Source organism: Streptomyces sp. NPDC046862 (assembly GCF_040704615.1).
In the GTDB taxonomy this organism is placed as follows: Bacteria; Actinomycetota; Actinomycetes; order Streptomycetales; family Streptomycetaceae; genus Streptomyces.
On the sequence record NZ_JBEYXP010000021.1, the window covers coordinates 32,955 to 59,511 of the forward strand.

Consider the following 26,557-nt stretch of genomic DNA (forward strand, 5'->3'; position numbering starts at 1 on the left):
AGGCGTTCTCCGCACGGGCGGGTTCCTTCAGGGCGTGGAGGCGTCGCGCTGGTGCCGGGCCAGCGTGTGCGCGATGTCGCGCGTGGCCGGGTACAGACGACGGTAGAGCGCGTACAACTCGTCGTACCGGGACCGGAGTCGGGGGTCCGGCGTGACGCGTTCGCGTACGGGGTTCCAGGCGTCCATGTCCGCCGCTCCGAGCGCGCTCGCGGCCAGGTACGCGGCGCCGTAGCTCGCTCCGAGGGTGACGCTCCTGATCTCCTGGTCCAGGCCGGTCACGTCGGAGACGACACGCGTCCACAGGCCGCCCCGGGTTCCGCCGCCGACGGCCACGACCCGGTCGATGCGCGCACCGGCGGCACGCATGGCCTCCACGTTGTGCCGCACACCGAAGGCCGTGGCCTCCAGGGCGGCGCGATAGAGGTCGCCCCGGGTGTGCTCCACCGTCAGCCCGGCGACCAGCCCGCGCGCGTCGGGGTCTGCGACCGGTGTGCGCTCCCCGGCGAAGTACGGCAGCATCAGCAGGCCCCGCGCGCCCGGCCCCGACCGCTCGGCCTCGGCGAGGAGCGTGGCGGTGTCGGGCGCGCCGAACAGCTCCCGCAGCCAGTCGGTGACCATCCCGGAGGTGGCCATACCGCCCGCGAGGCTGCGTGTTCCCGGCAACGCGCCGACCGTGCTCCACAGTTCGGGCACGAGGACGCGCTCGGCCGTGGTGTTGATCAGGAACATGGTGCTGCCGTACATGAGCATCAGGTCGCCGGTGTGCTGGGCATCCACGCTCAGGGCCTCCGACCAGGCGTCGATGGTGCCGGTGACGACGGGGATACCCGACGGGAGCCCGGTGGCCGCGGCCGCTTCGGCGGTGAGGTGGCCGGCGACGTCTCCGGGCCAGCGCAGGGGCGGGAGTTCGAGGTGCGGGGCGATGTGCCGGACCCACGGGTCGTACCAGTCCCGGGACAGGGAGTCGTAGAGCGGCACGGCCTGGCTGGCGGAGTGGTGGTCGAGGACGTAGGCGCCGGTCAGCCGGTGGACGAGGTAGGAGCTGGGCATGTACAGCCGCCGGGCACGTGCGGCCGTCTCGGGCTCCTGCTCGGCCAGCCACACGATCTTCGGGCCCACGGCCTGGGTGGACAGCACGGAGCCACAGCGCTCCAGCACCGCGTCACGGCCCAACTCGTCCTCCAGGCGCGCGATCTGCTCGGTCGCCCGGGTGTCGACGCCGTAGAGGATCGCCGGACGCAGCGGGGTGCCGCACTCGTCGGTGAGCGCGACGCAGGGCCCCATGCCGCTGACGCCCACCGCCGTGACCGGCTCTCCCGACGCGGTCAACTCGAGAGCGAGGGAGGTGAATTCGTCCCACCACACCAGGGCGTCCATCTCCACGTGCCCGGGGCGCGGCCGGCTGACCGTGTGCGGCCGTACGGCGGTGGCCAGCACCGTCCCGTCCCTGTCGACGAGCACCCCTTTGCTGCTGGACGTCCCGATGTCGACTCCGAGCACGGTCATGCGGTCACGGCTCCTCTCACTGCATGGGTACGGCGGTCAGCAATCCTCCCGCTCCAAGCGGCCGCCGACAGCCGGGCGAGAACGGCGTGTTGACACGATGTGGTGCGCCGAGCTTGGCGGAGGCAGTGCCTCCGGGACAGCATGCCTGCATGAAGGGTGATCTCTTTTCCAGCGAGCACATGGTGCAACCGGCGCACGCGCCGGGGATGAGCGTGCAGAACGCGAAGACCATCAGGTACGCCGTCAACGGGGAGATGCTCGCGCGGCAGGGGGCGATGATCGCCTACCGGGGGAATCTGCAGTTCGAACGCAAGGGCCAGGGCGTGGGCGGCATGCTCAAGCGCGCGGTCACCGGCGAGGGGCTGCCGCTGATGACGGTGCGCGGACAGGGCGAGGCCTGGTTCGCGCACGAGGCGCAGAACTGCTTCGTCGTCGACATCGACCCGGGGGACGCGCTCACCGTCAACGGGCGCAACGTGCTCTGTTTCGATCCCACACTGGCGTACGAGATCAAGACGGTGAAGGGTGCGGGTGTCACCGGCGGCGGTCTGTTCAACAGCGTGTTCACGGGCCAGGGCAGGCTCGGGCTGGTCTGCGAGGGCAATCCGCTGGTCATCCCGGTGTCGCACCAGCAGCCCGTGTTCGTCGACACCGACGCCGTAGTGGGCTGGTCGGCCCAGCTGCACACCTCGCTGCACCGGTCGCAGTCCTTCGGATCGATGATCCGCGGCGGCTCCGGGGAGGCCGTCCAGCTGAAGCTGGAGGGCGAGGGCTTCGTGATCGTACGGCCGAGCGAGGCGACCCCGCAGAAGGCCCAACAGCACTGATGTGAGCGTGCCCCGCCGCGGCCGGGCGGGGCACGGGAGCTCGCGTGGACTTTTGATCGAACATTCATCCGAATATCGAGGTAGGCTGGCGTGCATGGCCACGCACCACCCTGGCTCCCCTCTCCAGGGCTCCCTCTTCGACCAGTCCGACACCGTCCAGCTCTCACCGCTGGAGGGGATACGCCGGGTCGCGCTCGGCGCCGGGGCCTGGATCGACCTGCTGCCCGGATGGCTGAGCGGGGCCGACGCGCTCTTCACCCAGCTCGCCGAGGAAGTGCCCTGGCGGGCCGAGCGGAGGCAGATGTACGAGCAGGTCGTCGACGTACCCCGGCTGCTGGCGTACTACGCGGACGGCGATCCGCTGCCGCATCCCGTCCTCGACGAGGCGCGCGACGCGCTCACCGCGCGCTACGCCGGCGAACTGGGCGAACCGTTCGTGACGGCCGGCCTGTGCTACTACCGCGACGGCCGGGACAGCGTGGCCTGGCACGGGGACCGGATCGGCCGGGGCGCCCGCCAGGACACGATGGTGGCCATCCTGTCGGTGGGGACGGCACGCGACCTGGCCCTGCGCCCGCACGGGGGCGGCGACACCCAGCGGTTTCCCCTGGGCCACGGCGATCTGATCGTGATGGGCGGTTCCTGCCAGCGCACCTGGGACCACGCCGTGCCCAAGTCGCACCGCGCGACGGGACCGCGCATCAGCATCCAGTTCAGACCGCGGGGCGTGAACTGACCGGTGCGGCGCACCGGCGCGGGGCCGCCCCCTCCGGCGCGGGATGCTACTTCCGCGCGGCCAGTGCCCGGGTCTGCGAGGTGCGGGCGAGGCGCGGGCCCAGCCAGCGCTTGAAGCGGCGCAGCATTTCCAGTTGTCCGGCGGCGCGGTCGAGCCGGTAGTACAGCTGCGGCGGTACGTACGGCAGCAGCGGGGAGTGGCGCTGGCCGAGGAGGGCGAACATCTGCCGTGGGGGCAGGTGGATGTAGCGCGGGAGGTTCTCGTACCACTGGGCGCTGAGGCGCGCCGCGCTCTGCAGGCGGAGGAGTTCGGCCTTGCGCTCCTGTTCGTACCGGGCGAGCGCGGGTCCGAGTCCGTCGCGGTCGCGCAGGGCTCCGGCGAGGGAGATGGCGTCCTCCAGGGCGAGGGTGGTGCCCGCGCCGATGGAGTAGTGCGTGGTGTGGGCGGCGTCGCCGATGAGGACGAGGTTGCCACGGGACCAGGTGCGGTTGGTCAGGGTGCGGAAGTTCAGCCACTGCGCGGCGCCGTCGGCCCGGTCGCGGCCGATCAGCGGGTGGCCGTCGAGGATGCCGGCGAACAGCTTCTCCAGCAGGGCCAGCCCGTCGGCCTCCGCGGCGCGGTCGAGCCCGAGCCCGGTCCAGGTCTCGGGGGAGCACTCCACGACACAGGTGCTCCGCTCCCCGCTGAACCCGTAGGCGTAGGCCCAGATCCAGCCGTGGTCGGTCTCCTGGAAGGAGAAGGTGAACCTGTCGAAGACCTGGGTGGTGCCGAGCCAGATGTAGCGGTTGCGGCCGAGCCGGACATCGGTGCCGAAGTGGCCGGCGTGGCGCTCGCGCAGGGTGCTGTTGACACCGTCGCCCGCCACGACCAGGTCGGCGTCCGGGATGTCGTCCGCCGTGACCTCGTGCTCGAACTCCAGCCGCACTCCGAGGGATTCGGCGCGCGCCGCGAGCAGACCGAGCATGCGGCGCCGGCCGATGCCGAAGCCCTCGTCGCCGCGGTGGACCGTACGGACGTCGCGGACATGGGCGACTCCGTCGGTCCAGCGGACCGAGTTCTCGTCGACGGCCGCCGCCGACTCGGGGTCGTGCTCGCGGAGCCTGTCGAGCAGCCCGCCCCAGTAGGTCACGCCCCAGCCGTACGTCGAGCCGGCCCGGTTGCGCTCGTGGACGGTGATGTCGCAGGACGGGTCCTGGCGCTTCATCAGGATCGAGAAGTACAGGCTTGCGGGGCCGCCGCCGACGCACGCGATCTTCATGCACACTCCCCTGCATGACACAGAGCGACACAATGAGCACGTAACGTAACAGCAGTGGGTGGCCCCGACGCCGGTTGGCGCGAGCGCGTCACCCGTGTGTCCGCCGCGCCTCGGCGAGGCGAGGGCCGAAGACCGCCCCCGTTACGCGCCCGCGGCCGCCGCCGTACGGCACTCGGGGTGGCCCCATCCCTGGTCGTTCTTCGCGATGGGCTCGCCCGCCGCGTAGGGACGGCCGCACAGGCAGCGGCCGGGGAACTTCGCCTTGATCGTGCGGGAGCTCGCGCCGGCGCCCGTACGGGACGAGGCGCCCTTGCGCGTGGACTTCTTCGGCTTCGAGGAAGTGAGGGTGCCTGCGGGGGCAGAGGGCGGCTCAGGAGAGCCCAGGTCGCTTCCGGCGGGTTCCTGGACGATGGCCGCCTGGCTCGCGGCGCGGTCGGCGAAGTCGTTGAGCCGGTCGCCGTCGACCTGGTGGGCGGGGACGTAGCGGAAGTCGACCGTGCGCCCGCCGAGGAGCTCGTCGATGCGCACGACGAGCTCCTGGTTGGCGACGGGCTTGCCCGCGGCCGTCCTCCAGCCGTTGCGCTTCCAGCCGGGCAGCCACGTGGTGACCGCCTTCATCGCGTACTGCGAGTCCATGCGGACCTCGAGCGGTACGTCCGGGTCGGTCGCCGTGAGCAGCCGCTCCAGGGCGGTGAGTTCGGCGACGTTGTTGGTGGCCTTGCCCAGGGGACCGGCCTCCCAGCGACTGGGGGTCTCCTCGGCGTCGGCGACCACCCACGCCCATCCAGCCGGTCCGGGGTTCCCCTTCGACGCCCCGTCACAGGCGGCCACTACGCGTTCCATGGGTCCGATCATGCCACGACCCGGGACCCGGACCGCCCACGGGTCCGTCGTCCGGCCCGGGCGCCCCGAGCCGGATCAGGTCACATCGCTCGTCCTCGGCACCTCCCCCTCGGTGGTCGTGAGGTCGATGACGGAGAACGACGCGCCCTGCGGGTCGCTGAGGGCCGCGAAGCGGCCGAACGGGGTGTTCATCGGGCCGAAACGGAGAACGCCACCCAGCTCGGTCGCGGTCTTGATCGCCACGTCGCAGTCGTCGACGGTGAAATAGACGTTGATGTACGGCGGCACCTCGGGCGGGAAGTCCTCCGTCATCTTCATGCGGCCCAGGACCGTGTCCTCGCCGACGTCGAACATGCGGAAGTCGACCTGGGGGTCCTCCATCTGCTTCGCGCTGTAGCCGAAGACGGCGGGGAAGAACGCGTCCGACTTCTCGGGCTCGCGGGTGAAGACCTCGGCCCAGGCGTACGCGCCGGGCACGCCCTTCGCCTCGAAGCCCTCGTGGGTACCGCCCTGCCAGGCGCCGAAGACGACGCCGCTCGGGTCACGGGCCAGCAGCATCGAGCCGAAGTCGCCGACCTGCATCGGCTCCATCAGCACCTCGCCGCCGTTCTGCCGGACCTTGGCCGCGGTGGCCTCGACGTCCGCGGAGGCGAGGTACAGGCACCAGGCGGACTGTCCCCCCTGGTCGGACATGGGCGGGACGACGGCGGCGACCGCCTTGCCGTCGACGTACGCCTGGGTGTAGTTGCCGTATTGCGACTGCGCCTCGCCGAACGTCCAGCCGAGTACGTCGCCGTAGAAGCTCTTCGCCCCCTCCAGGTCGGTGAACATCGCGTCGGCCCAACAGGGCGTTCCTTCTGGTTGTACGGCCATGACTGTGGCTCTCTTCGGTTCGACGGACGATTTCTGGTCCCTCGTCTCACGCTAGTCAGCCTCCGCCCGCGCCGCGCGCCGAAAGGGGCGGACCACAGCAAACTGGTAGAAACACGGTGGTCGAGGGGAAGTCGAGGGGATGGGGCAGGCGATGATGCACGCGTGGGAGGTGGGCCGGCCGGGGCCGATCGAGGACGGGCCGCTGCGGTTCACCGAGAAGCCCGTACCGGTGCCCCGGCCCGACGAGCTGCTCGTGCACGTCCGCGCGAGCGGTGTGTGCCGCACGGACCTGCATGTCAGCGAGGGCGACCTGCCCGTGCACCGTCCCGGGGTGACACCGGGACACGAGGTCGTGGGCGTGGTCGCGGCGGTCGGCGAGGACGTCCGCGATTACGCGCCGGCCGACCGCGTCGGTGTGGCCTGGCTGCGGCATACCGACGGCACGTGCGCGTACTGCGTGCGCGGCTCCGAGAACCTGTGCCCCCGGTCGCGGTACACGGGGTGGGACGCCGACGGCGGTTACGCGGAGTACACGACCGTTCCGGCCGCGTTCGCGTACCGGCTGCTCATGGATGCCGACGATGTGACGGTGGCGCCGCTGCTGTGCGCGGGCATCATCGGCTACCGGGCGCTGCGGCGGGCCGCGCTGCCCTCGGGCGGGCGGCTCGGGCTGTACGGGTTCGGCGGGAGCGCGCACCTGTGTGCGCAGCTGGCGGTGGCGCAGGGCGCGACCGTACACGTCATGACCCGGGGTGCGGCCGCCCGGCGACTCGCGCTGGAGCTGGGGTGCGCGTCGGCGGGCGAGCCGTACGACGTACCACCGGAGCCGCTGGACAGCGCGATCCTGTTCGCCCCGGTCGGCGACCTGGTGCCGGTGGCGCTGCGCGCCCTGGACCGGGGCGGGGTGCTGGCGGTCGCCGGGATCCATCTCAGCGACACGCCTCCGCTGCGCTACGAGAGCGAGTTGTTCTACGAGAAGGAGCTGCGCAGCGTCACGTCCAATACCCGTGAGGACGGTAAGGAGTTCCTGGCGCTCGCGGCGCGGTACGGACTGCGGGCGACGACCCATCGGTACCCCCTGTCAGAGGCTGGGCAGGCGCTGCGGGATCTCAAGGCGGGCCGCTTCGACGGGGCGGCGGTGCTGGTCAACGACCTTCCGGCGCGGCACTGAGCGGGGGTACGGCCACCGGTGAACCGCTGTTGCGCCGGTGTGGACTCGTGCGGCGGCATGCCGTCCCCGTTCCGCACGAGTCCACACCGGAACTCCCCCCGTTAACTCCCCCCGGTCGGCTCCCCCTTGTTCCGCGGGCAGTTCCGTTCTACCGTCCCCACATGGTCGGGGCCTCAACGGCCGCTCACCAGGGCCACAACATGTGGGCGGCGGCCGAACCCGGTGAGGTGGGATGATGCGCCCCCGTCTCGCCCTGATCGAGGACGACCTCGACTTCGCACTCATGTGCCGCACCTATCTGGAACGTGAGGGTTTCGTCGTCACCTGGGCGATGGACGCCCGCGCCGGCAAGTCCGTCCTGCACGACGAGTCCATCGATCTCGCCGTCCTCGACCTGGGCCTGCCGGACGGCAGTGGCCTGGAGCTGCTGCGGGCCCTGCGGTCCGCCAGCCGCCTCCCGGTGATCGTCGTCAGCGGGCACGGTGAGGAGGCGGACCGGGTGGCGGGGCTGGAGATCGGCGCCGACGACTACCTCGTGAAGCCGTTCTCGCAGCGGGAGCTGGTGGCCAGGATCCGGGCCGTACTGCGCCGCTCCCAGCCGCCGGAGGAGCCGGACGTGCTCCAGGTCGGGGTGCTGCGGGTGGACACGGGCGCGCGGCAGGCGAGCGCGGCGGGCGTCCTGCTGACGCTGCGCCCCAAGGAGTACGCGCTGCTGGAGGCCTTCGCCCGCTCCCCCGGCCGGGTCCTGTCCGCCGAGCTGCTGCTGGAGCGGATCTGGGGGGCGTCCTGGCAGCAGCCCGCGACGGTGATCGAGCACGTGTACCGGCTGCGCGGCAAGCTCGCCCGGCTGCCCGCGCCCGCACCCCGGATCACCACCGTGCGCGGCTACGGCTACCGCCTCGATCCATGACCGGGGTGAGACCGGACATGTCCGCTGCCCGCTCCCTTCCCGCCTCGGACTTTCGCCGTCTGTTCGACGCGGTGCTCTCCCCGTTGCTCGTTCTGGCGCCCAACTTCACGATCGTGGAGGTCAACCGGGCGTATCTCACGGCCACCCACACCACCCGTGACATCGTCGGGCGGCCCGTCTTCGAGGTGTTCCCCGACAACCCGGACGACCCGTCGGCCGACGGCGTCAGAAACCTGCGCCGCTCGCTGGAGGCGGTGGTGGCGAGCGGATGCACGGACACGATGGCGCTGCAGCGGTACGACATCCCCACCGGTGACGACGGCGCCTTCGCGGAACGGTACTGGAGTCCCGTCAACACACCGGTCCTGGACGCCGGGAACAACGTCACGCACATCATCCACCGCGTCGAGGACGTCACCGAGTTCGTGCATCTGCGCCGGGTGGGACGCGAGCAGGAACGGGCCGCCGCCGAGGCGCAGACGCGGGCCGAGGGCATGGAGATCGACCTGTTCGTACGGGCCAGGGAGATCCGCGAGGTGAACGAGCAATTGCGCCACGCCAACCTGGAACTCGACGCGGCGGGACGGCAGTCGCGGGAGGAGCAGCGGGCCAAGGACCGGTTCATCGCCACGCTCTCGCACGAGCTGCGCAATCCGCTCGCCGCCGCCACGGCGGCCACCGAACTGCTGTCCCTGGACCTGCCGGACGGCCACCCCGCCCTTTCGGTGCTGGAGCGCCAGCTGGCCGCGCTCGCCCGGATGAGCAACGATCTGCTGGACGGCACCCGGGCGGTGACCGGACGGCTGGAGCTGGTCCGCGAGCGAACGGACCTGCGGACGGTCGTGGACAGCACGTGCGCCGACATCCGGGGTCTGTTCGCGCACGAGAACCGCACGCTGGACGTGCGGGTGCCCGCGGAGCCGGTACTGGTCGACGGAGACCGGCTGCGACTGGCGCAGGTCCTGACGAACCTGGTCTCGAACGCGCTCAAGTACACGCTTCCGGGCGGCCACACGACGGTCCGGCTCACCATGCGACGCCAAGAGGCCGTCCTCTCGGTCGAGGACGACGGAATCGGCTTCGCCCCCGGGCAGGCCGAGGAGCTCTTCGGCGTCTTCATGCGCGCGGCACCCACCGGTCCCCGCACCCCCGAGGGCCTGGGCCTCGGGCTCTCCGTCGCCCGCACCATCACCGAACTCCACGACGGCACGATCACCGCCCACAGCGACGGTCCGGGAAGGGGCGCCGCGTTCACCGTACGGCTCCCCCTGCCCTCGTCCACCACCCCCGAGCCGCCTCTCCCCAAGCCCCAGGCGCCCAAGCGGCGTGAGCTCGCCATCCTGATCGCCGAGGACAACGCGGACCTCGCCGCGACGTACCGCACCCTGCTGGAACGCCACGGTCATTACGTCACCACCGTGCACACGGGCTCCGACGCCCTCACGGCCACCGAGTCCCGGCTCTTCGACGTCGTGCTGTGCGACCTGGGCCTTCCCGACATCGACGGCTACACGGTGGCCCACCGCATCCGCTCCCGTCCCCACGGCGCGAAACTCCGCCTGATCGCCGTCTCCGGTTTCAGCCGCCACTCCGACCACGCCCGGTCCCGGAGCGCCGGCTTCGACGTCCACCTCTCCAAGCCGCTGCCGCTGGCGGACCTGCTGGAGCTGCTGGACCCGGTGGAGGACTGACGCGTTGGAGGACTGAGGGGGCGGGGGCGCGCTCCGCGGATCACGGCAGTTGCTGTTCCGCCCAGATGATCTTGCCGTCGGGGGTGTAGCGGGTGCCCCAGCGGTCGGTGAGCCGGGCGACGAGGAAGAGGCCGCGGCCGCCCTCGTCCTCGGTTCGGGCGCGTTGCAGGCGCGGGGAGGTGCTGCTGCCGTCGGAGACCTCGCAGATGAGGGTGCGGTCGCGCAGGAGGCGGAGCTGGAGGGGGCCGGTGGCGTGGCGGATGGCGTTGGTGACGAGCTCACTGGCGACGAGTTCGGTGGTGAAGGCCAGGTCGTCGAGGCCCCAGGCGGACAGCTGCTCGGTGACCGCGACCCGCGCGCGGGAGACCACCGCCGGGTCGGTGGGGAGGTCCCACTGGGCCACGTGGTCCGCGCCCAGGGCGTGGGTGCGGGCGACAAGGAGGGCCACGTCGTCGTTCGGGCGGGCCGGAAGCAGGGCGTCGAGGACCGCTTCGCAGGTTTCCTCGGGTTCCCGGTCGGGGCAGGCCAGGACGGTGCGCAGCCGGTCCAGGCCGTTGTCGATGTCCCGGTGCCGGTCCTCGATCAGGCCGTCGGTGTAGAGGACGAGCTGACTGTTCTCGGCGAGTTCCATCTCGACGGTCTCGAAGGGCATGCCGCCGAGGCCCAGGGGCGGGCCGGACGGCAGGTCGACGAAGTCCACGGTTCCGTCGGGGCCGACGATCGCGGGGAGAGGGTGCCCGGCGCGGGTGAGGGTGCAGTGCCGGGACACCGGGTCGTAGACCGCGTACAGGCAGGTGGCGCCGACGATGCCGGAGTCGGCGTGGGCGTTCTCCACCGCCCAGCCCTCCCCCCGGTCGAGGCGTCCCACCAGGTCGTCGAGGTGGGTGAGGAGGTCGTCGGGCGGCAGGTCCAGGGAGCAGAAGTTGTGTACGGCGGTGCGCAGCCGGCCCATGGTGGCGGCGGCGTGCAGGCCGTGGCCGACGACGTCTCCCACCACCAGCGCCACCCGTGCGCCGGACAGCGGGATGACGTCGAACCAGTCGCCGCCCACCCCGGCCTGCGCGGGCAGATACCGGTAGGCGACCTCGACGGCGCTCGGTTCGGGGCGGCCGCGGGGCAGCAGGCTGCGTTGCAGGGCGAGCGCGGTGTTGTGCTCGCGGGTGTAGCGGCGGGCGTTGTCGATGCTGATCGCGGCCCGGCCGACCACTTCCTGGGCCAGGGACAGGTCGTCGTCCTCGAAGGGCGCGGGCTTCTCGCAGCGGTAGAAGCTCACCATGCCGAGGGTCGTACCGCGCGCCCGCAGCGGCACGGTGATCAGCGAGTGGACGCCTGCCGCCAGCACCCGTTCGAGCCGTTCCGGGTCCTGGGCGATCCAGCCCCTGGCCGCTGACAGGACGGGTTCGAGCACCGACTGTCCGGTCTCCCAGCTGCGGGCCTGCGGTGTGGAGCCGACGAACGGGAACAGGTCGCCGACCTCGTACAGGTGGGAGTCCTGGTGGATGGAGTCCAGCGCGACCCTGCGGAGCATGGATCCGGGCCCCAGCGGCCCGGGCTCGTCGCCGTGCAGCACGGAGTCGGGCAGGTCGACGGCGGTGAAGTCGGCGAAGCGGGGGACGGTCACCTCCGTCAGTTCCTCGGCGGTGCGGGTCACGTCCAGGGTGGTGCCGATGCGGACGCTGGCGTCGTGCAGCAGCTCCAGGCGCCTGCGGGCCAGCACGGCGAGCCGGCCGACTCCGGGCTCCCCCACGAGCAGCAGCCATCCCTCGGCACCGGATTCGTCACGGGTGTCGTCCGGCCGGCCCGCTGGGGGCGCGAGCGTCGCGGGAACGGCTGGGGGCGTGAGCGTCGCCGGTGCCGGCGGCGCGGTACCGGACAGCGGCTTTACGGCCCGCGTCCTTCCGGGCGGCGCTGTCGTGGCGCCCCCGGTCACCGTACCCGGGGCGGCCGTCGCCGCTTCCGGCGCATCGGTCCCCCTGACCTGTACGGTCGGCCCGGCCGGGGTGGTGAGCTCGATGTGACGCAGGCGCGGGCCGCCCAGGACGCGGGCCTCGACGACCACGCCCGTCTCGCCCGCGGCGCCCATGATCGGGCGCCGCATCAGGGTCGCCACCCTGCCGCCGGAGAGGGCCACTTCGTCGAGGGTGCGGTGCGGTGAGGCGATGAGTTCCTCGGCCTTCTCGCGCAGTACGGCCAGGTCGATCCTGCCGAGACCGTCGCCCTCGCGGCCGTCGCCCGGTGCCCAGGGCGGGTGCTCGGGCTGCCGCGGCCAGTCACCGGTGCCGCCGTTCCCTCGCGAGGCCATGCGGTACGCGGCGAGCAGCGCCCGCTCGCGCTCCGTGGACTGCTCCAGCAGCCGCGCCTCGATGCCGTGCGCGGCCTCTCGCACCAGCCGCACCATGGCGGGGTCGCCGTCGTCGCGGAGGCAGGTGAGGTCGAGGATCGCCTCGATCCGCCCGCTGAGCGGGTTCCGCACCGGTGCGCCGGCGCAGGCGAACGACGACAGGCAGTCGGCGAAGTGCTCGCGTCCGACGACATACGTGGGCCCCCGCTCGGCCAGTGCGGTACCGACGCCGTTGGTGCCGACGGCGTCCTCGGACGCGCAGAAACCGGGCGCGAAGTTCACGTCGTCCAGGCGGGCGCGCAGCTGACGGTCACCGCCGTGCCGCTGCACCATGCGGGCCTGCCCGTCGCAGAGCACGACCGTCATGCTCACGTTCGCGAGCGAGGCGGTCAGGTGCTCCAGTACCGGGTCGGCCGCACGGAGGAACGGGTCCTCCATCACCAGGTCCGGCGAGTAGGGGACCACCAGCTGGTGCGGCTCGAGTCCCGCGGAACGACATCGCTTCCAGGAGTCGAGCACCGAGTCCCGGACATCCGAGTCGACCCGCGCCCCGGCCAGAAAACGCTCATGGGCATCGACGAGACCGCCGATGTCGTCCCAGGCGACGGACAACGGGATCACTTCCCTCGCCCGGAGGCGGCCCCGCAGCGCACCGCCGCTCGGCTTGCCTGGCGGGGAAATCCTCCGAGCCACTTCACCCTAGTCCTCGTTTGATGCAAGTCACAAATGTTGAAACGTGGCCCGGGACCTCGTCCTGCACACGTCAGTCCGTCGCCCGGTCTGATAATTTCGGCGGCGCTCGCTCTTCTCAGCGGGCGCTCCCTTCCCTCGAGTTGTCAGGCGTCACATGTCCCCTCCGCGGTCGCGTCGTGCGGCGCCACCGCGTGCCCGGGACGGGTGGGTGCGTCTGTGCCTCACGCTCCTCGTGGTGTCGGCGACCTTCGGGCTGTTCTGCGTGAGTGCGCCGACGGCAGGCGCCGCCGAGCACGGTGTGCCGTCGACGGTGCCGTCCCGGGTGTCCGCTCCGTCGGACGGGCTGTCGGACGTGCCGTCGTCCTCACCCCTGACGGCGCACTCCTCGGCCCCGGACGAGCGTCCGGAGGCCCTGGCGCCCCGCCAGGCGGAACGGGAGCCCTGTGAGGAGGGCCCTGGCGACCACCACTGCGACAGCGCCGATCACCACGGCGTGCTCGCCCATACGCCGCTCGTGGGCGCGGACCGGGCCGCGTCGCCCGGACAGCCCGCGACCGCTGCGGGGGTCGGGGCGCTCGACCCGTCCCGCGAGCCGGGCGCCGCCCGCCCTCCGGATCTCCACGAACTGCAGCTGCTTCGGGTCTAGGCCGATCCGCGTACCAGCCGGCCATCCCACTCGAACACCGCTCGCAGCACCGCCCTGCCCTCGACGGCACGGCGGGGAGAAGGACATTCCCATGGGTACATCGAACGCCAAGGCCAGGAGCGCGGAGCGTCGCGCCCGCGTCGAGGAGATGCGCAGGGCCGAGCAGGCCAGTGAGCGGCGTGCCCGCCTGCTCACCCTCGGTGCCGCCACCGTGATCCTCGCCGGGCTCGTCGGCGGCGGGTGGTTCCTGTTCGCCGCCGCCGAGGACAAGGAGGAGGCGAAGGCCGCCCCGGTCAAGGGTGTGAAGAGCTGGTCCAAGCTGACTCAGAACCACGTGACCGCCAAGGTCGACTACCCGATGAGCCCGCCGGTCGGCGGCGACCACAACCAGGTGTGGGTCAACTGTGACAAGCAGGTCTACACGAAGGCCGTGCCGAACGAGAACGCCGTGCACGGGCTGGAGCACGGCGCCGTCTGGATCACGTACAACGACAAGGCGTCCGAGGCGGACGTCTCCCGGCTGACCGACACGGTCGAAAAGACGACGTACACGTTCATGAGCCCGTACGAGGACCAGACGTCGCCCGTCGTCCTCAACGCGTGGGGCAAGCAGTTGAAAGTGGACTCGGCGTCCGACGCCCGGGTCCAGAGGTTTCTCGACAAGTACGTGCAGGGCGAGCAGACGCCGGAACCGGGTGCCGCGTGCACGGGCGGGATGACTCCCTGAGACGTTGCGGGGCGTCCGGGACAACCGGGCGCCCCGTGGCCGATGCGTGTCTTCCCCCTGCGGCCCTCCTGTGCTTGCCTGGGGAGCCGTTTTCCGGTCGCCGGGGCGGGAGTTGCCGTATGCGGAAGCCGTGGATCGTGGGGGTGCTGCTCGCCGGAGTGCTGCTGGGCGCCTGCGGGGACCCGACGTCCGGACCCGAGACGGCACCGGCATCGGCGACCGCGCCCAGCGCACCGAAGACACGCGCCCCGAAGAAAGGCGCCCCCAAGACCAGGGCCCCGAAGAAGGCACCCGTCGTGCTCTACCTCGGCGACTCCCTCGCCATGGAGAACCAGAAGGTGCTCGGGCAGCAGCTCCGCGACGACCTCGGCGCCCGCTACACCAGCGCCCCCTACTCGGGCACGACACTGTGCGACTACCTGGAGGGCACCGGCGACAGGTCACTGGTGCCCCCGCGGGACAAGGCGGCTGCCCTGGTGCGCGAACTGCGCCCGGACTTCGTGGTGTTGCAGTTCTGGGGCAACGCCTGGGGCTACACGCCCTGCATGGACGGCATCACCTACGGCAAGGCCGAAGGCAGGTACTTCTCCCGGTACGCCGATGACGCCGAGCGGCTGACGGAGCAGATCGCGGACGCGGGCGGAGCGCGCCGGCCGGCGATCGTGTGGGTGCTGCAGGGGCCCGACCCGATCACTCCTGACCGGGTGCGCCGCGTCAACGCCCTCTACAAGAAGCAGGCGGACGCCTCGGACGACCTCGTCGCCGACGCGGGCAGGGCGGTGAGCCCGGCCTCGGCCCGCTACGCCTGGGCTCAGTACCTGCCGTGCACGACGTACGAGCGGGAGAACTCCGCGTACTGCACACAGTCGGACCGGGGCCGCGCCGCCCTGCACCGTGACGACGACTACCTGCACTTCTGTCTGGCGCCCACGACGTCGAAGCCGAAGCCGTGCCCCGTCCGCTCCCCCGGCATCCTGCGCATGGCGCGGGAGATCTCGCGGACGGTCGGGGAACACGCCGGGTGAGCCGGAGTTCCGTCAGACGCGCCGGAGTTCCGTCTCGATGAGACGGTTGAGGTGCCGACGGGCCTCTTCCGTGCTGACGGGTGGCTCCTGACGCAGGCGCTGAAGGGCCAGGCCGTCGGCGAGCGCGGCGAACCGGACGGTGAATCCGTCGAGGTCGTCACAGGTGAACTCGCCGTCGTCCACGCCCCGTTCGGTCAGCGACCGGATCCGGTGATGCCAGGCCTGGTACCGCTGGGCCTGGCCCCGGGCGAAGCCTTGGTCCGGGGCCTGGTCGGCGGCGTTCCAGTAGTCGAACCACATGCGCCAGTGCCGGTCGGTGTCCTCGGTGAACAGCGCGTCGACCAGCAGCCGCAGCGCCTCGGCCGAGTTCGTGGCCCGCTCGGCGGCCTCGCTGAGTGCCGCGTAGTACCGCTCGATGTTCAGCACCATCGCCTCGGTGAGGACCTCCTGGACGCTGCCGAAGTGGTAGGTGACCGTGCCCACGGACACGCCGGCCGCGGCGGCGACGTCACGGACGCCCACCGAGGCGTAGCCGCGCTCGGCGATCAGCGGAACGGCCGCCTCGACGATGAGACGGCGGCGCACCTCGGTGGGCTGGCGGGTCCGGTCGGCGGCGGCGACGGCACGGCGGGAGGACCGGGCGGCGGGTGCGGACCGCTGCGCCCGCGGCGGCTCGTCGGCCGTCATCCGGACGTCCTCGGGGTGGTGCGGTGCCACTGGCGCTTGGCCACTGTCTCTCCGTTCGACCGTGCTTCGATGCGGCTGTCCATGATGAAGTCCGCGCGCGTCGCCCGCAGCTCGGTCCGGGTAACGATCTCGGCGTCCCAGCCGTCCCCGTGCTCGTCCCCGTCCCCGTCTCCGCGCCTCAGCCGGATGGTCCATGTGGAGACCGCCGAGGCGGACAGCGGGTCGTCGGAGCGGATCGTGTACGTCTCCAGCGCGCTCTCCTCGTAGCGCAGACCGTCCGGGTACGTGCGCGACCCGCCGTAGTTGGGGTCGACTTCCAGCCGCCACTCCCCCGCGGCGACGTCGTGCGTCACGAGCCGCTCGGGGCGCGGGTGGGCGGGCCGGTCGTACGTCACGGGCAGCGGTGCCGCCTGCTCGGGCTCCTCGAAGCGGACCGGCCGCTCGTCGGCCGTCTCCCGCACGGGCAGGAGTACGGCGCTGTCGGCGGGGACCACCCTGAGCTCACCGCGTTCGCCGTGCGGCCACACCCACGGCCAGTAGGCGTCGGAGAGGGCGATCCGGATGCGGTGGCCCGGCGGGAAGGCGTAGCCGCTGCCGTTCAGCTCGAACTCGACCGTCTCGTACGTGCCCGGCCTCCACTCCGCGGTCCGGTCGCGGCCGTGCCTGCTGAGCAGGTTGAGGACGCCACGGGTGACGAGGGTGGAGGAGCCGTCGGGTGCGACGTCGCAGAGGCGGGCGATGACGTGGGCGCGCGGTGTGGTGCTGTCGAGGCGGAGCCTCAGGCGCGGGCGGCCGAGGATCTCCACCCGGTCCGTGAGGGGCGTCGTGTCGAAGCAGACCGACCGGCCGTCCTCCTCGCGCTGGTCGGGCGGCAGGTCGCTCGCGTTTCCGAAGGGGAAGAAGCGGCCGGCGTCGACGCCGGTGTGCTGGGGGGAGCGCACGGGCACGGGGGCGCTGTCCGGGCCGAGGGCTCGTTCGTCCCAGGTGACCGTCGGCGAGGGCCAGTGGCGCTCGGCCACCCAGCGTCCGGGCAGGATGTCGTACGACGTGGCGGGCGGGACCGGCTCGGTGAGCCAGGCGCGCAGCAGGGGCTCGTCCATGATCCCGGTGTCCTGGTCCTTCAGGTGCTGGTCCCACCAGCGCAGGGTCTCCTGGAGGAAGCCGATGGCGGGGCCGGGCGGGAGGCCGCGGTCCGGGTACTGGTGCGACCACGGGCCGATGAGCCCGCGGACGCGGTCGCCCGGAAGGTTTTCCACCAGTCGGAGCACGGTGTCCCGGTAGGGGTCGTTCCAGCCGCCCACGGCGAGGACGGCCGCGTCCACGGCTCCGTAGTCCTCGCAGACGCTGCCGTGCCGCCAATAAGCGTCGCGCTGCTGGTGGTCCAGCCAGGTGTGGAGGAACGGTTCGAGTGCGCCGAGGCGTTCGCGCCACATGGGCAGCCAGCGGTCCGCGCCGACGTTCGCCGGGTCCGGCGGGCGGGACGCGAAGGCGAGCATGGTGCCCGCCCAGGCGAGCATGTCGACGCCGAGGACGGCGCCGCCCGTGTAGTGGACGTCGTTGTCGTAGCGGTCGTCGGTGGAGCAGACCGTGACGACCGCCTTCAGGGGTTCGGGGGCGAGGGCGGCGATCTGGAGGGAGTTGAAGCCGCCCCAGGAGATGCCGAACATGCCGACCTTGCCGGTGCACCAGGGTTGTACGGCGAGCCAGTTGACGACGTCGACGCCGTCGGCGAGTTCCTGTGCGTCGTACTCGTCGCCGGGGGTTCCCTCGCTGTCGCCGTGCCCACGGATGTCGACGCGCACGGAGGCGTAGCCGTGTCCGGCGTACCAGGGGTGGCGCTGGGCGTCGCGGGGCGCGGTCCAGTCGGTCTTGCGGTACGGCAGGTATTCGAGGAGGGCGGGCACGGGGTCGATCTCGGCGTCGGCGGGCCGCCAGACGCGGGCGTGCAGCCGGGTCCTGCCGCCCTGGGTGGGGATCCAGACGTCCTCGCGGACGACCTGGCGGTCGAACCGTTCGCGGTACTTCACGCGTTTCCTTCCGTTACGGAGGGGCTCCAGCGGCGAACGCGGTGGCCGTCACCGTGGTCCGTCCACATGTCGTCCGCTTCGGCGGCGTCGGCCCAGTCGGTGACGTCGTCGTGGAACGGCCGGGCGTCGGGGTCGGGTTCGAGGGCGGCCGCCATCAACTGGCGGGTGTAGGGGTGTCCGGGCGAGGCGAACACCGCCTCCGTCGGGCCCTCCTCGACGACCACACCGTGCCGCAGGACGGCCACGCGGTCCGCGATGCCCCGGACGACGGCCAGATCGTGGCTGATGAACAGGCAGGCCAGGCGGCGTTCGCGCCGCAGGTCGTCAAGGAGTCGGAGCACCTCGGCCTGGACGGAGACGTCGAGGGCGGTGGTGATCTCGTCGGCGATCAGCACGTCCGGTTCGCCCGCCAGCGCCCGGGCGATCCCGATGCGCTGGCGCTGGCCGCCGGAGAGCTGGGCGGGCAGCCGGTCGGCGAGCGCCGGGTCGAGGTGTACGTCGGAGATGAGTTCGCGGGCCCGTACCGAGGCCTCGGACGCACTGCTCGCCGCGCCGAAGAACCGCAGCGGGCGGCGGACCGTGTCGCCCACGGAACGGCGCGGGTTGAGGGAGGTGTCGGCGTTCTGGAAGACGAGCTGCACCCTGCGCCGCAGGGAGAGGGGCCGATTCCCGGCGGACCGTGCCAGGTCGCCCGACTCATGGGTCAGGGTGCCGCCGGAGGGGGTGCGCAGGCCCGCGAGCGTCCAGGCGAGGGTGGACTTGCCGCTGCCCGACTCGCCGACGAGGGCGAGGACTTCGCCCCGGCGGACGTCGAAGGAGACGCCGTGCACGGCGCGCGCGGAGCCGTAGTCGACGGTCACGTCCCGGGCGGACACGGCCACCGGTGCCTCGGCCGCTACCTCCGCCTTGGCCCGCACTTCCCGCTCCCCCGTCTCGCTCACGAGCGCGAGCCCGGTGTCGTCGAGGCGGGGGACGCTGGCCAACAGGCGCCTGGTGTACGGGTCCTGGGGCTTGGCGAAGAGCGCGCGCGTGGGCGCCGACTCCACGACCCGGCCGGAGCGCAGCACGGTGACCTCGTCGGCGAGGTGGGCGACGACGCCGAGGTCGTGACTCACCAGCACCGCGGCGAGGCCGAGTTCGTCGCGCAGGCCGGCGATCAGGTCGAGGACACCGCGTTGGGTGACGACGTCGAGGCCCGTCGTCGGCTCGTCGAGGACGAGGACGTCGGGGCGGGCCGCGATGGCCATGGCGATGGCGACGCGCTGCTGCTGGCCGCCGGAGAGCTCGTGCGGGTAGCGGCGGGCGAGTTCGGCCGGGCGCGGAAGCCGTACCTGCTCCAGCAGGTCGACGACGGGGATGTCTCCGCCCGCCTCAGCGATCTGCCGTCCGACGCGCATGGACGGGGTGAGCGCGTGCCCGGCGTTCTGGGCGACCATGGCGACGGTTGCGCCGCGCAGCCGCCGCAACTCGCGTGCGGGCAGGCCGAAGACGTCTCTGCCCTGGACGTGGACCGAGCCGCCGGTGATCCGGGATCCGTGCCGCAGGTGCCCCAGCAGCGTGGCCGCCACGGTCGACTTGCCGCTGCCGGACTCGCCCACGAGGGCGAGCGTCTGTCCGGCGGTGACCCGCAGGGACACCTCGCGCACGACCGGCACGTCGCGGCCGCCCGAACGGTACGCCACGGACAGGGAGTTCACGGAGACGACCGGGGTGGCGCCGCTGGGCGCCCCATGACTCGCACCCATCACGATCCCTCCCTGATCCGGTCCACGCCCCAGGCCTTGGACAGCCCGTCGGCGGCGAGGTTGAGCCCGATGACGAGCGTGGCCAGGGCGATGATCGGCGCGAGGCTCGCCATGGGCACGACGGTGATGGCGGTGCGGTTCTCGGCGACCATCAGTCCCCAGTCGGGGGTGGGCGGGTCGGCGCCGAAGCCGAGGAAGGACAGCGAGGAGATCAGCAGGACGACCCAGGAGGCCCGCATCGCGAACTCGACACACACGATGTCGGTGATGTTCGGCAGGATCTCGCGGCGCGCGATCGCCCACGTGCCCTCGCCGCGCGCCCGTGCCGCGGTCACGTAGTCCTGCGGTACGACGGCCAGGGCGGCACCCCGGACGACCCGGACGACCTGGGGGACGAACACCACGGCGATCGCGAGGACGATGACCGAGGGCCCCGTGCCCAGCGCGGTCACGACGACGAGCAGGGACAGGACCGCCGGCACGGACAGCACCGCGTCCAGGACCCGGCCGAGCACGTCGTCGAACCAGCCCCCACGCAGGGCGGCCGCACAGCCGATCACGGTACCGAGGGCGACGGTCAGCAGGGTCGCGGTGACGGAGACACCGAGCGCGTAGCGGCCGCCGTACAGCACGCGGGCGAGGACGTCGCGGCCGTACTGGTCCGTGCCCGCCCAGTGGGCACCGCTCGGCCCGAGCAATGCCTCGTCCGAGCTGTTGGCGATGGGGTCGTACGAGGTGAGCAGCGGTGCGAGGAGCGCGATCAGCACGTGGGCGGCGACGACGGACAGGCCGACGACGGCGGCGCGCGAGGAGCGGAGGGTGCGCCAGACGCGCGTGACGGTCCGGGCTGGAACCGGGGCCGGCGCGGCGACCGGGGCGGTGCCGAGGGTGGTCATCAAGTCCTCCCACGCGTACGGAGCTTGGGGTTGAGGGCCATGGCGCCGAGATCGGCGGCGAGGTTGCAGGCGACGTACACGACGGAACTGACGAGGGCGATGGCCTGGATGACGGGCAGGTCGCGGTTCTGCACCGAGGAGAGCATCAGCTTGCCGATGCCGGGGTAGTTGAAGACGTTCTCGACGACGGCGACGCCCCCCGCGAGCCAGGCCACGTTGAGCGCGATGACCTGCAGGGTGGGAAGGAGGGCGCCCGGCAGGGCGTGCCGGGTGACGACCCGCCAGGTCGACAGGCCCTTGAGGCGGGCCGTGGTGACGTACTCGCTCGCCATCACGTCGATGACGGAGGTGCGGGCCATACGGACGATGTACGCGGCCATGACCGTGGCCAGCGCCAGGGCGGGCAGCCAGACGGCGGGCAGGAGCTGACCGGCGCTCGCCTCCGGACCGTACAGGACGACGGCCGGGAACCACGGCAGCGCGATGGAGAAGCAGAGCACCAGCACGGTGGCGACGACGAACTCGGGGACGCTCATGCCGACGAGACTGACCGTGGAGATCACGTGGTCCGGCCAGCGGTCGCGGTACAGGCCGGCGAGGACGCCGAGGACGATCGAGCCGGTGACGGCGAACAGGATGGTGATGAGGGCGATCAGCGCGGAGTTGCCGAGGTACATGGACACCTCTCCGCCGACCGCCTTGCCGGAGACCAGCGAGGTGCCGAAGTCGCCGTGGAGGGCGCCGCCCACCCAGTCGGCGTACCGCTCCCAGGCGGGCCGGTCGAGCCCGAGTTGCCCGCGCAGGGCGGTGACCGCGTCCGGGGTGGCGTCCTTGCCGAGGACCTGGGTGGCGACGTCGCCGGGCAGGGCCTGGACGGCGAGGAAGACCAGGACGGAGGCGAGCAGGAGGGTGCCCAGCGCGGCGGCGATCCGGCGGGCGAGGAAGGACAGCATGCTCAGGCTCCCTTCAGGCCGATGCCGAGGTAGTCGAACTCGAAGCCGTGCTCGGCGTATCCGCGCACCTTCCGGGAGATCCCGACGAGCCGGTCGGCGAACATCGGGGTGATCGCCCCGCCCTTGTCGATGACGAAGGTCTGCGCCTCGCCGTACAGTTCGCGCCGCCGTTTGTCGTCGGTCTCGCGCCGGGCCCGGTCGAGGAGGGCGTCGAAGTCCTTGTCGGACCAGGCGGTCTCGTTGTACGAGGAGCCGCCGCGGAAGACCTGGGTGAAGAGCTGGTCGACGGGTCTGCCGGTGTACCAGTAGGTGGCCATCAGCGGTTTCTTCATCCAGATCTGCGTGTAGTAGGAGTCCGCGGCCGCCGTTTTGACCCGGACACGGATGCCGGCGCGCCGGGCCGAGTCCTGGTAGGCGAGCGCCATCGGCGTGAACACCGGGTCGTAGGAGGACGTGTAGAGGTCGACGGCGAGCCCTTCGTGGCCGGCCTGCTTGAGCAGGTAGCGCGCCTTCTCCGGGTCGTGCTCGGGGTGGGCGGAGATGTGGGCGGGGTCGCTGGGCGGCACCGGGTTGTCCCAGCCGGCGGTGCCCGCGCCCTGCAGGGCGACCTTCACGACGTGCTCGGGGTCGTAGGCGAGCTTCATCGCCTGCCGTACGCGGACGTCGGTGAACGGCTTCTCGGTCGTCAGCATCGGCAGCACGTACCACTGGGCGTTCTCGACGCGGGCGATGGTGGCGCGGTCGGAGGCGGCGATGACGCGGGCCGTGGCGAAGTCCAGGTTGGTCTGCGACAACAGGTCGACCTGCCCGGCCAGCAGGGCGTTCGAGCGGGCCGACATGTCGGCGACCGTGTAGAAGGTGACGGCGTCGAGGACGGGGCGCCCCTGCCAGTGGTCCGCGTAGGCAGTGACGCGGCCGGGCCCGGCGGGCGCGAAGGACTCCAGCCTGAACGGCCCTGTGCCGATGCCCGTCCGCCCGATCGAGCGGGCGCTGCCGTCGGGGACGACATAGCAGTTGTAGTGCGTGAGGAGGCTCGGGAACTCGGCGTGGGGGGACTTGAGGGGGACGACGAGGGTGTGGTCGTCGGGGGTGCGCAGCCGGTCCGGGGCGATGAGCGGGGCGAGGACGGCGGCCTGCGGGGAGGCTGTCTTCTTGTCGAGGATGTGCCGCAGGGTGTACGCGGCGTCGGCCGAGGTGAAGCTCCGCCCGTCGTGGAAGGTGACACCCCCGCGGAGGCGGAAGGTCCAGGTGCGGGCCTCGGCGTCGGACTCCCAGGACTCGGCGAGGTCGGGGGCGACGGCGCCGCCCTTGTCGACACGGACGAGCCGGTTGTAGAGGGCGCCCAGGTATTCGTACGCCGACAGCGCGCTGGCCGGATCCAGCGTCTCGGCGTCGGAGGCGGGAGGCCGGGCGATACGGAGGGTGCCGCCCCGGTCGGGCGCACCCTGCCGCGCGGCAACGGGCAGCACGGGTGCGGACGCGGCGCCCGTACAGCCGGTGAGCAGCCAGGAGGCGCCGAGCGACGCGGCACCGGCGGCGCCCGCGGCGAGGACCGACCGCCGTCCCGGGTGGTGGATGTCGGACATGACCGACCGCCCCTCCCCGCTATTCGTTCAGCGGAACGATTGAGTGAAGTCCGTGAACGATAACGAGGGGGCGGTTTCACGCCAACCCCTGGTACCGGGAGAACCAGCCAAGGGACACGTGGCCCTCACAAACACCTCGCCTCACTGACGCGTCACGCACACAGAACGCGCACAGAACGCCGTGCGCCCCGGCTGTTCGACCGGGGCGTACGGGTGAGGGATTCGGCGACGGCCGACGCGGCGGCGCGGCTAGCCGACGCGGTCCGATCGGGGCTGCTCCGGCTCCTGCGGGATCGCGTCGCCGCTCGCCGGCGTCTCCCGCCGCGTCTGCTGCTTCGTCGCCCACAGGCTGGTCACGGTCGTCACCGCGAGGACGAGGACGATGAAGCCCAGGGAGAACGGAATGCTGATCTCGGGGACGTGGACGCCGGACTCGTGCAGGGCGTGCAGCACCAGCTTGACGCCGATGAAGCCGAGGATGATCGACAGGCCGTAGGAGAGGTGGACCAGCTTCTTCAGCAGGCCGCCGATGAGGAAGTACAGCTGGCGCAGGCCCATCAGGGCGAAGGCGTTGGCCGTGAACACGATGTACGGGTCCTGGGTCAGACCGTAGATGGCGGGGATGGAGTCGAGCGCGAAGAGCACGTCCGTGGAGCCGATGGCGAGCATGACGACCAGCATCGGGGTCATGACGCGCTTGCCGTTCTGCTCGATCCACAGCTTGGTGCCGTGGTAGCGGTCGGCCACGCCGAAGCGCTTCTCGACCGCCTTGAGCAGCTTGTTCTCCTCGTACTCCTCGTCGTGGCCGCCCTTGCGCGCGTCCTGGACGAGCTTCCAGGCGGTGTAGATCAGGAAGGCTCCGAAGAGGTAGAAGACCCAGGAGAACGTGGAGATGATCGCCGCGCCGGCCGCGATGAAGATCGCCCGCAGCACGAGCGCCACGAGGACGCCGATCATCAGCACACGCTGCTGGTACTGCGAGGGCACCGCGAACTTCGCCATGATCAGCACGAAGACGAAGAGGTTGTCGACGCTGAGCGACTTCTCGGTGATGAAACCGGCGAAGAACTCACCCGCGGGCTTGCCGCCGGCGAAGGCCAGCACGCCGAGTCCGAACGCGATGGCGAGGGTGATCCAGACGGCCGACCAGATGCCGGCCTCCTTGATCGACACGTCATGGGGCTTGCGGCCGATGAAGAAGTCGACGGCGATGAGCACGCAGAGCACTGCGATGGTCAGCACCCAGACGGTAAGGGAGATGTTCACTGATCCTCCGGGGGCCTGTGGGGGCGCAGTCAGCCTTACGGCCACCCGGGGTCACTTCCACCCAGAAAAGGTAAACAACTCCTGTTGTCCTGTCATACGGCCTGTTGAGAAGTGGTGTGCGAGGTCGACATGGCGGACGGGCCGGTGGGCCGACACGCGTCGGTCGCCCTGCGCCGCACGGTGTGTGTGCGACAGGGCGACCGACTGGGCGTGCCCCTACTCGCCCGCGTACGCCTTCTCCAGGGCGGGGAGGTCGAGTTTGCCCATCGAGAGCATGGCCTTGGTCGCGCGGCCCGCCTTTTCCTGGTCCGGGTCGTTGACCATGTCGATGAGCCTGCCGGGGACGACCTGCCAGGACACCCCGTACCTGTCCTTGAGCCAACCGCAGGGGCCGCCCTCGCCGCCGCCTTCCGTGAGCTTGTTCCAGTAGTGGTCGATCTCGGCCTGGTCCTCGCAGAAGATCTGGAACGAGATCGCCTCGTTGAACTTGAACTGCGGGCCGCCGTTCAGCGCGACGAAGTGCTGGCCGTTCGCCACGAACTCCGCGGTCATCACCGATCCGGGCGTACCCATCCCGCCTTCGGTGTAGCGGCTGATCCGGCCGATGCTGGAGTTCTTGAAGACCGAGACGTAGAAGTGCGCGGCCTCCTCGGCCTGGCCGTCGAACCACAGACAGGTGGTGAATCCGTTCGCGGACATGGGTGCCTCCTCGGGCGCCAGAGTGTCGTCACCTGTGTCGACCGATCCTCGTCCGCGAACTCATCGGTGGCGCGGGCACGATTTTCCGGCGGCGCGGCGGAACTGAGGATCGTCGCGTGCCCGCCGGGCCGGCCGTGGCCGATATTCGTTCCGGGGCAGCGCCTGCCGGAACTAGCATCGCGGTACATGATCTCCATGAACGCAGACGGCACGGACACTCCGGACGGCTCCGACGCCATCCACCCGTTCCGCCTCGACATCCCCCAGGCCGATCTCGACGATCTGCACGCCCGGCTCGACCGCACCCGCTGGCCCGACGAGCTGCCCGGCGTGGGCTGGGCGTACGGCGTCCCCCGGGACCATCTGCGGGAGCTCGTACGGTACTGGCGGCACGACTACGACTGGCGGGCCGCGGAGGCACGGCTGAACGCGTGGCCGCAGTTCATGACGGAGATCGACGGCGCGACCGTGCACTTCGCCCACATCCGGTCGCCGGAGCCCGATGCGACACCCCTGGTGATCACGCACGGCTGGCCGGGCTCGATCGTCGAGTTCACGAATGTGGTGGGGCCGTTGACCGACCCTCGGGCGCACGGTGGCGACCCGGCCGACGCCTTCGACCTGGTGATCCCCAGCATCCCGGGCTTCGGTCTGTCCGGGCCGACACGGGAGCCGGGCTGGGAGTTCCGCCGGGTCGCCGCCGCGTGGGCCGAGCTGATGGAGCGGCTCGGCTACCGGCGGTACGGCACGCAGGGCGGGGACTGGGGCGCCGCGATCTCCCGCGAGCTGGGCCGGATACGGCCCGGCCACGTCATCGGCGTCCATCTCAACCTGCTCCCGGACTCCGCCGCCGTGACACCGCCCACCGAGGAGGAGTTGACGGCACTGAGCCCGAAGGAGCGCGAGCGCACGCTGGCCTCATGGGCGCGCACCGAGGAGTGGGTGCGCGAGAGGCAGGGATACGGCGTCGTCCAGTCCACCCGCCCGCAGACGCTGGCATACGCGCTGCACGATTCGCCGGTCGGTCAACTGGCCTGGATCGCCGAGAAGTTCGCGGAGTGGACCGACTCCGGGGACCGCCCCCAGGATGCCGTGGACCGCGACCTGCTGCTCACCAACGTGATGCTGTACTGGCTGACCGGCACGGCCGGCTCCTCGGCGCGCATCTACTACGAGCGCGCCCACGCGGGCGGCTGGGGCGCGCCCCCCGACCCCTCCACGACTCCGACGGCGTTGGCCGTCTTCCCGGAGGAGAACTTCATTCCGCTGCGGCACATCGCGGACCGTACGAACACCATCGTGCGGTGGACCGAGTTCGACCGGGGCGGGCACTTCGCGGCACTGGAGGTGCCGGAGCGGCTGGTGGACGATGTGCGGGCGTTCTTCCGGCAACTGCGGGAGGCCGCGTAGTCCGTTCGCCTCACCGGCGTCGGCTCACGGCGGAGCCGCGC

22 protein-coding genes are annotated in these 26,557 nt (G+C 71.6%); 9 read left to right on the plus strand and 13 right to left on the minus strand.

Annotated features, from left to right (window positions below; translation table 11 throughout):
• Positions 1–27: 27 nt before the first annotated feature.
• A complete protein-coding gene (locus AB0959_RS23550) occupies positions 28–1,506 on the minus strand; it encodes an FGGY-family carbohydrate kinase (protein WP_366828445.1) in 1,479 nt (492 codons plus the stop codon).
• A 149-nt stretch (positions 1,507–1,655) separates the two neighbouring features.
• Here AB0959_RS23550 and AB0959_RS23555 point away from each other — a divergent pair, with 149 nt between their 5' ends.
• Together AB0959_RS23555 and AB0959_RS23560 are read left to right on the plus strand one after the other, a co-directional pair.
• A complete protein-coding gene (locus AB0959_RS23555; RefSeq protein WP_366828446.1) occupies positions 1,656–2,333 on the plus strand; it encodes an AIM24 family protein in 678 nt (225 codons plus the stop codon).
• 94 nt (positions 2,334–2,427) lie between these two features.
• Positions 2,428–3,069: an alpha-ketoglutarate-dependent dioxygenase AlkB gene (locus AB0959_RS23560; protein WP_366828447.1), complete on the plus strand. Its 642-nt coding sequence runs from the start codon at positions 2,428–2,430 to the stop codon at positions 3,067–3,069.
• A gap of 46 nt (positions 3,070–3,115) precedes the next feature.
• On the opposite strand, the gene AB0959_RS23565 is transcribed toward AB0959_RS23560, so the two are convergent.
• From AB0959_RS23565 to AB0959_RS23575, 3 genes are all read right to left on the minus strand, one after another.
• Positions 3,116–4,327 carry an FAD-dependent monooxygenase gene (locus tag AB0959_RS23565; RefSeq protein WP_366828448.1) on the minus strand — a complete coding sequence of 404 codons (1,212 nt, stop codon included), beginning with the start codon at positions 4,325–4,327 and terminating at the stop codon, positions 3,116–3,118.
• 141 nt (positions 4,328–4,468) lie between these two features.
• The gene (locus AB0959_RS23570) at positions 4,469–5,182 is read right to left on the minus strand and encodes a ribonuclease H (protein ID WP_366828449.1); all 714 of its coding nucleotides are present in this window, start codon (positions 5,180–5,182) and stop codon (positions 4,469–4,471) included.
• Between the two features lie 63 nt (positions 5,183–5,245).
• On the minus strand, positions 5,246–6,043 hold the full coding sequence (locus AB0959_RS23575; RefSeq protein ID WP_366828450.1) for a VOC family protein: 798 nt from the start codon (positions 6,041–6,043) through the stop codon (positions 5,246–5,248).
• A gap of 154 nt (positions 6,044–6,197) precedes the next feature.
• On the opposite strand from AB0959_RS23575, the gene AB0959_RS23580 reads away from it, so the two are divergent.
• The 3 genes from AB0959_RS23580 (at position 6,198) to AB0959_RS23590 (ending at position 9,815) form a co-directional block, all read left to right on the plus strand.
• On the plus strand, positions 6,198–7,214 hold the full coding sequence (locus AB0959_RS23580; protein ID WP_366828568.1) for a zinc-binding alcohol dehydrogenase family protein: 1,017 nt from the start codon (positions 6,198–6,200) through the stop codon (positions 7,212–7,214).
• Positions 7,215–7,446: 232 nt separating this feature from the next.
• The gene (locus AB0959_RS23585; protein ID WP_366828451.1) at positions 7,447–8,124 is read left to right on the plus strand and encodes a response regulator transcription factor; all 678 of its coding nucleotides are present in this window, start codon (positions 7,447–7,449) and stop codon (positions 8,122–8,124) included.
• A 17-nt stretch (positions 8,125–8,141) separates the two neighbouring features.
• On the plus strand, positions 8,142–9,815 hold the full coding sequence (locus tag AB0959_RS23590; RefSeq protein ID WP_366828452.1) for an ATP-binding protein: 1,674 nt from the start codon (positions 8,142–8,144) through the stop codon (positions 9,813–9,815).
• A gap of 40 nt (positions 9,816–9,855) precedes the next feature.
• On the opposite strand, the gene AB0959_RS23595 is transcribed toward AB0959_RS23590, so the two are convergent.
• The gene (locus tag AB0959_RS23595; RefSeq protein WP_366828453.1) at positions 9,856–12,777 is read right to left on the minus strand and encodes a SpoIIE family protein phosphatase; all 2,922 of its coding nucleotides are present in this window, start codon (positions 12,775–12,777) and stop codon (positions 9,856–9,858) included.
• A 280-nt stretch (positions 12,778–13,057) separates the two neighbouring features.
• Between AB0959_RS23595 and AB0959_RS23600 the strand changes: the two genes are divergently transcribed.
• The 3 genes from AB0959_RS23600 to AB0959_RS23610 all read left to right on the plus strand — a co-directional run bounded on the left by AB0959_RS23600 (position 13,058) and on the right by AB0959_RS23610 (position 15,247).
• A complete protein-coding gene (locus tag AB0959_RS23600; protein ID WP_366828455.1) occupies positions 13,058–13,495 on the plus strand; it encodes a hypothetical protein in 438 nt (145 codons plus the stop codon).
• Positions 13,496–13,586: 91 nt separating this feature from the next.
• The gene (locus tag AB0959_RS23605) at positions 13,587–14,222 is read left to right on the plus strand and encodes a DUF3105 domain-containing protein (protein WP_366828456.1); all 636 of its coding nucleotides are present in this window, start codon (positions 13,587–13,589) and stop codon (positions 14,220–14,222) included.
• Positions 14,223–14,341: 119 nt separating this feature from the next.
• Positions 14,342–15,247 carry an SGNH/GDSL hydrolase family protein gene (locus AB0959_RS23610; RefSeq protein ID WP_366828457.1) on the plus strand — a complete coding sequence of 302 codons (906 nt, stop codon included), beginning with the start codon at positions 14,342–14,344 and terminating at the stop codon, positions 15,245–15,247.
• 12 nt (positions 15,248–15,259) lie between these two features.
• On the opposite strand, the gene AB0959_RS23615 is transcribed toward AB0959_RS23610, so the two are convergent.
• The 8 genes from AB0959_RS23615 to AB0959_RS23650 all read right to left on the minus strand — a co-directional run bounded on the left by AB0959_RS23615 (position 15,260) and on the right by AB0959_RS23650 (position 25,106).
• A complete protein-coding gene (locus tag AB0959_RS23615; RefSeq protein WP_366828458.1) occupies positions 15,260–15,934 on the minus strand; it encodes a TetR/AcrR family transcriptional regulator in 675 nt (224 codons plus the stop codon).
• Positions 15,931–17,961, minus strand: a complete 2,031-nt coding sequence (locus AB0959_RS23620) for a CocE/NonD family hydrolase (RefSeq protein WP_366828459.1) — start codon at positions 17,959–17,961, stop codon at positions 15,931–15,933. The genes AB0959_RS23615 and AB0959_RS23620 overlap by 4 nt, the downstream gene beginning before the upstream one ends.
• The gene (locus AB0959_RS23625) at positions 17,958–19,706 is read right to left on the minus strand and encodes an ABC transporter ATP-binding protein (protein ID WP_366828461.1); all 1,749 of its coding nucleotides are present in this window, start codon (positions 19,704–19,706) and stop codon (positions 17,958–17,960) included. The genes AB0959_RS23620 and AB0959_RS23625 overlap by 4 nt, the downstream gene beginning before the upstream one ends.
• Positions 19,706–20,602 (minus strand): ABC transporter permease, encoded by an 897-nt coding sequence (locus tag AB0959_RS23630; protein WP_366828462.1) that lies wholly within the window; start codon positions 20,600–20,602, stop codon positions 19,706–19,708. The genes AB0959_RS23625 and AB0959_RS23630 overlap by 1 nt, the downstream gene beginning before the upstream one ends.
• On the minus strand, positions 20,602–21,555 hold the full coding sequence (locus tag AB0959_RS23635) for an ABC transporter permease (protein ID WP_366828463.1): 954 nt from the start codon (positions 21,553–21,555) through the stop codon (positions 20,602–20,604). The genes AB0959_RS23630 and AB0959_RS23635 overlap by 1 nt, the downstream gene beginning before the upstream one ends.
• A 2-nt stretch (positions 21,556–21,557) precedes the next feature.
• Positions 21,558–23,141: an ABC transporter substrate-binding protein gene (locus AB0959_RS23640; RefSeq protein ID WP_366828464.1), complete on the minus strand. Its 1,584-nt coding sequence runs from the start codon at positions 23,139–23,141 to the stop codon at positions 21,558–21,560.
• A gap of 249 nt (positions 23,142–23,390) precedes the next feature.
• A complete protein-coding gene (locus AB0959_RS23645) occupies positions 23,391–24,407 on the minus strand; it encodes a TerC family protein (RefSeq protein ID WP_366828465.1) in 1,017 nt (338 codons plus the stop codon).
• Between the two features lie 216 nt (positions 24,408–24,623).
• Complete coding sequence (locus tag AB0959_RS23650) at positions 24,624–25,106, minus strand: VOC family protein (RefSeq protein ID WP_366828466.1); 483 nt, start codon at positions 25,104–25,106, stop codon at positions 24,624–24,626.
• 195 nt (positions 25,107–25,301) lie between these two features.
• Between AB0959_RS23650 and AB0959_RS23655 the strand changes: the two genes are divergently transcribed.
• Positions 25,302–26,516 (plus strand): epoxide hydrolase, encoded by a 1,215-nt coding sequence (locus AB0959_RS23655; RefSeq protein WP_366828569.1) that lies wholly within the window; start codon positions 25,302–25,304, stop codon positions 26,514–26,516.
• Positions 26,517–26,557: the final 41 nt, after the last annotated feature.